This is a genomic window from Pseudoalteromonas sp. S3785 (assembly GCF_005887365.1).
Classification (GTDB): domain Bacteria; phylum Pseudomonadota; class Gammaproteobacteria; order Enterobacterales; family Alteromonadaceae; genus Pseudoalteromonas.
In genome coordinates, this window is sequence record NZ_PNCT01000060.1 from 21,049 (window position 1) to 28,483 (window position 7,435).

Annotated in this window: 7 protein-coding genes; 4 read left to right on the top strand and 3 right to left on the bottom strand. The window is 41.3% G+C overall.

Features of this window, described 5'->3' with window-relative positions:
- Complete coding sequence (recQ, locus tag CWC17_RS15385; RefSeq protein ID WP_138613866.1) at nucleotides 1–1,824, bottom strand: DNA helicase RecQ; 1,824 nt, start codon at nucleotides 1,822–1,824, stop codon at nucleotides 1–3.
- Nucleotides 1,825–1,957: 133 nt separating this feature from the next.
- On the opposite strand from recQ, the gene CWC17_RS15390 reads away from it, so the two are divergent.
- Together CWC17_RS15390 and rarD are read left to right on the top strand one after the other, a co-directional pair.
- Nucleotides 1,958–2,413: a thioesterase family protein gene (locus CWC17_RS15390; RefSeq protein ID WP_171042098.1), complete on the top strand. Its 456-nt coding sequence runs from the start codon at nucleotides 1,958–1,960 to the stop codon at nucleotides 2,411–2,413.
- A 111-nt stretch (nucleotides 2,414–2,524) separates the two neighbouring features.
- Nucleotides 2,525–3,442, top strand: a complete 918-nt coding sequence (rarD, locus tag CWC17_RS15395) for an EamA family transporter RarD (RefSeq protein ID WP_138613868.1) — start codon at nucleotides 2,525–2,527, stop codon at nucleotides 3,440–3,442.
- A 52-nt stretch (nucleotides 3,443–3,494) separates the two neighbouring features.
- Here the strand turns inward: rarD and CWC17_RS15400 are convergent, their stop codons facing one another.
- Nucleotides 3,495–4,730, bottom strand: coding sequence for a response regulator (locus tag CWC17_RS15400; protein WP_055016351.1), 1,236 nt, complete (start codon nucleotides 4,728–4,730; stop codon nucleotides 3,495–3,497).
- An 87-nt stretch (nucleotides 4,731–4,817) separates the two neighbouring features.
- On the bottom strand, nucleotides 4,818–5,192 hold the full coding sequence (locus CWC17_RS15405) for a MaoP family protein (protein WP_138542248.1): 375 nt from the start codon (nucleotides 5,190–5,192) through the stop codon (nucleotides 4,818–4,820).
- 90 nt (nucleotides 5,193–5,282) lie between these two features.
- Here CWC17_RS15405 and CWC17_RS15410 point away from each other — a divergent pair, with 90 nt between their 5' ends.
- Together CWC17_RS15410 and CWC17_RS15415 are read left to right on the top strand one after the other, a co-directional pair.
- Nucleotides 5,283–6,152, top strand: coding sequence for a LysR family transcriptional regulator (locus CWC17_RS15410; RefSeq protein WP_055016331.1), 870 nt, complete (start codon nucleotides 5,283–5,285; stop codon nucleotides 6,150–6,152).
- A gap of 199 nt (nucleotides 6,153–6,351) precedes the next feature.
- Nucleotides 6,352–7,284 carry a porin gene (locus CWC17_RS15415; protein WP_055016332.1) on the top strand — a complete coding sequence of 311 codons (933 nt, stop codon included), beginning with the start codon at nucleotides 6,352–6,354 and terminating at the stop codon, nucleotides 7,282–7,284.
- Nucleotides 7,285–7,435 lie beyond the last annotated feature (151 nt).

Here is a 7,435-nt window from a genome sequence, read left to right on the forward strand (position 1 = left end):
TTAATTATTAGCAAGGTAGTTACGAATGGCCGTTAAAAATTCGCCGCCATATTTATTGAGTTTGGTAAAGCCAACGCCCGACACCTTTAAAAACTCGCTGTCGTTGGTGGGCATTAATTGCGCCATTTCGGCTAAGGTTTTATCGTTAAATACAACGTACGGCGGTACATCGTCTGCATCAGCAAGTTCTTTGCGTAGCGCGCGTAAGCGGGCAAATAGTTTTTTGTCGTAATTAAACTGCGCCAGTTTATCTTGGTATACGTGTTTAGCTTGTAAGCGCGGCTCGGCAAGCTTTAGTGCATATTCGCTTTTAAGTACTGCGCGTGCAGCTTCGGTTAAGCGCAGTGAAGCACCTTGGGTAATATCTTGGCTTAACAGGCCTTGGTGTATAAGTTGGCGTAATATACTGAGCCAAAACTCACTGCTTTTGTCTTTGCCTATCCCATAGGTGCTGAGTTCGTGGTGGTTATTATCGCGAATGCGACTGGTATTAGCCCCGCGTAATAGTTCTACAATATAGCCTAAGCCAAAACGCTGCCCAGCTCGGTACACACACGAAAGCGCTTGTTGCGCTACTAACGTGCCATCAAAGCTTTTTGGTGGGTTTATGCAAATGTCGCAGTTACCACATTGCTCGCGTTTATACTCGCTAAAGTAGTTTAAAAGTATTTGGCGACGACATGTTTGCGCCTCGGCAAAACTGGCCATGGCATTAAAACGCTGCTCTTCTACGCGGCGGCGTTGTTCATCGTCTATGTCTTCAAAAAAGCGCCTAACGCGGCCAATATCGGCGGGATCAAAATACATAATGGCTTCTGCGGCTAAGCCATCACGCCCAGCGCGGCCGGTTTCTTGATAGTAGGCTTCAATACTTTTTGGAATATCGTAATGCAGTACAAAACGCACATTTGGTTTATTTATGCCCATACCAAAAGCAACGGTTGCAACCACAATTTGAATGTCATCGCGGGCAAATCCGGTTTGCACAAATTGGCGTTGCTCGTTACTCATACCAGCATGATACGCGGCGGCATTTAGCCCTGCATCAGCGAGCTTTTCGGCAATGTCATCAACGCGTTTACGGCTAGTGCAGTAAATAATACCACTTTGATTTTTTTGCTCTTTTAAATAGCGCAGTAGTTGCGCCATCGGTTTAAATTTTTCTTCGATGGTGTAACGAATATTAGGCCTGTCGAAGCTGCCGGTATGTATGTAGGGCTGTTGTAATTTTAATTGCTCAACAATATCAAAGCGGGTAGCTTTATCGGCTGTGGCGGTCAGGGCCATCATAGGGACATAGGGAAAACGCTGTTTAAGCTCGTTTAATCTAAAGTAGTGCGGTCTAAAGTCATGCCCCCAATGCGATACACAATGTGCTTCGTCTATGGCAAATAGGCTTATATTTAAGTGGCTGAGCCGTTCGGTAAATTCATGCTGAAGCACTTTTTCAGGGGCAACATACAGTAATTTTATTAGCCCTTGGTGCAATTGTTGGTACACTAATTGTTGCTCTTCGCGAGCAAGGCTATTATTAATGTAAGCGGCTTTAACACCTAACGCTTGCAGTTGCGTTACTTGGTCTTGCATGAGTGAAATAAGCGGCGAAATGACCACAGTAACCCCTTCGAGCACTAACGCTGGTACTTGGTAACACACTGATTTACCACCGCCTGTAGGAAGCAGTACCAAAGAGTCTTGGCCATTAATAGCCGCATCGATAACCGCTTTTTGGCCATCACGAAACTCGCTGTAGCCAAACACTTGTTTAAGAACGGTGTCGGGCTTGCGGACCAATGTGCTAGGAGTAGGGGTTAGAGTATTCATCGCGGCTATTTTAGTGTTTTTTTTATAGGATGTCTTTAGCTTAGCGGTAAATGATTTAATTAGTGCCTCGTGGTTTTGCTTCAGGTATGCTTAACTCATCGTACCAGTCTTAATTTAAACATAGAGAATAACAATGAATAAAGAAATGTTAATTGAACAAGTTGGCGCACTGTTTGTAAATGGCATGCCATTTAACCAGTTTTTAAATATCTCGGTAGAGTCGCTCAGCCCTGAGCAAGCTAAAATTACGTTCCCGTGGCAAGATGTATTTATAGGTAATCCTGCGCAAAAAATTCTTCACGGCGGTATTATATCGGCGGTGCTTGATAATGTGGGCGGCATGCTTGCAGCAGCCAGTGTTATCGATAAATTAACCGACTTAGATATTCCAAGCGTACAGCAAAAGCTGGCTACCTTAGGCACTATAGATTTACGTACAGATTATTTACGCCCTGGTAAAGGGGAGGTATTTACAGCCAGTGCCACTTTGATCCGCTCTGGAAATAAAGTATGTGTATGCAGAATGGAGCTGCACAACGAAAAGGCAATACAAATCGCTTTTGGTACAGGTACGTATTTAGTCGGATAATGATGTTAAAATAAACTGTCTTGGGTTTAAGTTTACTCGCCTCAAAATAAATCACTTAATAGCGCGAATTGGTATAAACTGTCGGCCTTTTAGTACGGATAAGTAGTATGTATGTCGATTGCAAACGAGCAGCGTAAAGGCGGGATTTTTGCCTGTTTAGCTTTTTTAATGTGGGGCTTAGCGCCTATTTATTTCAAACAAATACAACATGTTTCTGCCTTTGAAATTTTAACCCACCGTGTTCTCTGGTCTGTGGTTTTTTTGATACTTGTGGTCAGTGTGCTCAAATACTGGGATAGGGTTAAACGTATCGTTGTCCAGCCCAAGATTATTTTAATGTTAGTGCTTACATCCTCTATATTAGGCTTTAATTGGGGGTTGTTTATTTGGGCAGTCAATAATAACCATATGCTCGATGCCAGTTTGGGCTATTACATAAACCCATTACTGAATGTGCTGTTGGGCATGCTATTTTTAGGCGAGCGACTGCGTAAGTGGCAAGGGTTTGCAGTGTTTTTAGCCTTTGCTGGTGTAGTACTGCAGTTGGTCAGTTTTGGTTCGTTTCCGGCGGTGGCGTTTTCGCTTGCCACGTCTTTTGCTATTTATGGCTTACTTCGTAAAAAGTTACCGGTTGAAGCGCTGCCGGGCATTTTACTTGAAGCGCTAATTTTATTGCCTGTTGCATTAATCTACTGGTGGGTGATGGCCCCAACGCCTACCTCTGATTTAGCCGTTAACGATTGGCAGACCAATGCGCTGTTAATTAGTGCTGGTATTATTACGACCTTGCCGCTGTTGTGTTTTACCGGCGCAGCTAAGCGTTTGCAGTACACAACTTTGGGCTTTTTTCAGTATATAGGGCCCAGTTTAATGTTTATGCTTGCTGTGGTGTTTTACGATGAAGTGTTTGATGCCGAGCGAGTGATCACGTTTGCGTGTATTTGGAGTGCTTTAGCTATATTTACGTGGGATTCTTATCATCAATCACGTAAGCGTAAAAAAGCGGCGGTAACCGCCGCTGAAGTCTAATACCAATGCGCAATAATAGTTTAAGTAAGTAGCTATAAAGCAGCGTTAAGGTTTAGCTTATAACTTTATTACGGCCGGTTTCTTTTGCATCATATAGCTTTAAATCGGCCTGTTTTAGCAGTTCATCTATCTGGTAAATAGGGCCGCTTGCAAAACCAATAGAAATTGTAAATTTAATTTTTTCTTGGCTAAACTCTTGGCTATTTAGCTCTATAAACTGCCTAAACCCTTCTAACCGTTTTAGCGCTTGTGCTGTGGTTGCATCAGTAAAGTAAACGGCAAATTCTTCCCCACCTAAACGAGCAACTAACTGCTTTTCAAAGTACTTTTTAAAACACACTGCCAACCCTTTGAGCACTTCATCTCCGGCATCGTGGCCGTATGTATCGTTAATCGATTTAAAATGGTCTATATCAAGCATAGCGAGTGCGCCATCTTGATTCGATTTTTTTAAATACTTGAGTGACTTACTCGACTCTTCAAAAAAGTAGCGGCGATTAGGTAGCTTTGTTAAGTAGTCTGTATTTGCCTGGCGTTTAATTGTGGCTATTTGCTCAAGCATGTCGACGTTTTGACTTAGGCGGCAGTAAAACTCTTCGCTGTTAAAGGGTTTATGGAGGTAGTCATTAGCACCATTTTTTAAAAATAGGCTCGATAATGCTGATGAGTCAGCCCCTGAAATGCCGATAATGGCTTTTTCATCATTACTGTAAAGTCGGCGAATTTCAGCGCATAACTCATCACCATTCATGTTTGGCATTTCGTTATCGGTAATAATAACAGACACGTCTTTTTGGCTTTCGAGCACCTCTAGCGCGTCTTTTCCGTCCTTTGCTTCGAGTATTTGATACTTATGGCGCTTTAGTAAGCTGCAAATGTATCTACGGGTAGACGTTGAGTCGTCGACAACCAGCACTTTTACGTTTTCGTTACGGGGTAAACGGCTCAGTTGTTTTTCTAGGTATTGGTAAGCTTGTTTGTTTTCTTTGATTATGTAATCAATGATTGGGTACTTTTCTACTGTGTCGCGAGTTTGCTTATCTATGTTGCCTGTCATTACGATGGTAGGAATATCAGCATTAATAGTATACGGAATCGCCTCACCCGCAGGCGCATCAGGAAGGATAAAATCTACAACAGCACAAAAGTAGCTATTGTTTTTTATTAGCTCTTTTGTTGCCGCCAAAGACTCAGCTATATCAACTTCATAACCCACTTTGAGCGCGATATGCTTTTGCACACGCGCTATAGTAGGCGTATCTTCAATTATAAGTATTTTTCGCGTCACGTAACAACCTTGTTTGATATTTTGCAAAAGTGTTTGCTTATACAAGTTGTAACTGCTAAAACGCAAAAAAGCAAATAACTTAGAGGGTTATACGCTATCTGACTCGCCATAATCGTCTTGGCTTATTGGCATTGGCCCTGACATTTTTGAGCGACCAAAAAGTGTATGAAACTTGGTTTTACAAGTTGTTAGTTTTAAATATTTAACCCAGGCTTTTTCGATTGGGTTTGTAGGTTCTTTATTGCCACAAACTACATCAACAAATTGCGCTTGTAAGGTATTTTGTGGCGCTAACGTTTTATTATAAAGCCCTTTTAGTACTACGCCATGTTGCTCTAATATACTGGCTTCTAATAAGGTAAAGTTTCCGCTGCGGCTAAACCCGCGAGGAAAGTTTTGATCATCATAAAATTGACGCTGGCTAACAAACGCTTGGCGAAGTAGTGAAATATCGTTGCTCATAACTGTATCCTCATACCCTGTTTATTGCTGGAGTATGATGCAAGTTTGACAATTTATTAAACAAGTTATTTTTATCGTGAGGATAAAAAATTGGATATAGATTTATTAAAAACATTTGTAGAGGTTGTGCGCACGCGTCATTTTGGTAAAGCGGCTGAAAACCTATACATCACTCAATCGGCAGTCAGCTTCCGCATTCGTCAATTAGAGCAGGGGCTGGGTGTAAACTTGTTTATTCGCCAGCGGAACAATATTCAATTAACGGCGCCAGGAGAGAGATTGCTTCCGCATGCTAAAATGATCATCACCGGCATGCAGCGTGCCAAAGTGGATGTGGCATTGGCCGATAACATGCACAAGCAAATAAGCCTAGCAGGGACACCCAATATATGGGATGCCTTTTTACAATTTGGCATTACTAATATAGTGTCGGCTATGCCTGGGGTGTCGTTAGTTGCAGAGGTTAAAGCCCAGCAAGAAAGCACACGCTTATTATTAGAGCGGACGCTTGATTTAGCCATTTTATTTGACCCACCTAAAGTGGATGAGCTTGTGGTTGAGCGAATTTGCGAGCTACCAATTATTCCAGTCAGTGGCTATGACACAGCAACTAACGAAAACTTTTTTGATAACCAATATGTATATGTTGATTGGGGCACTACTTTTTCGCTGTGGCATGCGCGTCAATTTACGGGTAAAACGCCTCCTTATTTTAGAACCAGTACGGGGCGTATCGCGCTTGATTTAATTATTCAGTGTGGTGGCAGTGCGTTTATACCCGAGGTGCTTGTTGAATCTCATTTAGAAAAGGGTGAGCTGTTCCATGTAAAAGATGTTGAACATACCTCGCGTGATATTTTTGTGGCCTACCACAGAGACAATGAACAAAAAGAGCTAATAGAAACCTTGATTAACTTATTACCTAAAATAAATGCTCATCAGCCTATTGATGAACACTAAATACCGACTATTATTTTTAGTGAGATTGAGTGGGTACAATTTTGTTTATAAAATATTCATGTCGGTTTGTTTTCAGAATTTAGACACTTTTATTAAAATAAAAAGACAAAAATGTTTCCTTTGTAATATATCTGTCATTTAACGATGACAAACTGCAGCTGTTTTAAAAAATTAGTTTTGTGATTATCGAGGAAATAACATGAATTTTGTAAAATCGAGCTTATGTATTGCTCTAGTAAGTGGTTTATCTTTTAGTGCGTTTGCAGATGTTGATGTTTACGGTAAAGCGAATGTTACTGTGCAATCATCTGATGACGGTGAAGGGTCTTTCACTGAAATTAAAAGTAATGCATCTCGCTTTGGCCTAAAGGGATCTGAAAAGATTACAGATGGATTAGAAGCGGTTTATAAGTTTGAGTTTCAAGTTGATGTATCTGATGCTGACTCTAAAGGTGATAACGACGACAATATTTCTGCACGCAACCAATACGTAGGTTTAAAAGGTGCTTATGGTCAAGTTGTTGTGGGTCGTAACGATACGGCACTTAAGCAATCACAGGGCAAATTAGATTTATTTAATGATCTTGAAGGCGATATTAAAAACGTCTTTAAAGGTGAAAACCGCTTGGGTGATTCAATCACTTATACATCTAAAAGCTACGAAGGTTTTAAAGTACTTGCTACATTTATTGCCGAAGATGACGTAGATGCAGATAACGGTTATTCAATGGCGGTTACCTACGGTGACGCTGCACTTAAAAAGAGTGCGGTTTACGCCTCGGTTGCAGCCGATAGCGAAGTAAATGGCTACGATGTAGTGCGTGCGTCAATCCAAGGTAAAGTAGAGAGCTTTAAATTAGGCGCTATGTACCAAACTCAAGAAAAAGTAGACGGTAGCGCAGAAGCGGATGGCTACTTATTAAACGCAGCCTACAGCATGGGTAAAAACACGTTTAAAGTGCAGTACCAAGCAATGGACTTTGATGATAGCGATGACAAAACGGCAGTTTCTGTAGGTGTTGATCATAAGTTTAATAAAAACATTAAAGTATTTGGTTTTTACTCAAGCTTTGATATGGACAACAATGTTGACCAAGACTACGTTGGCTTAGGTATGGAATACAAGTTTTAACTATTCGCTAAATTAGTTAAAACGCTCCCTTTTTAACCGCGCCTAGGGCGTGCTGAACTTTGATGGTTGAATTTGCAGCAGCGTGTTTGGTTTTTAGGCAAGGCAGAGCCTATGAAGTGTGGTTATTCCACATAAATAGGCGATAACGCAG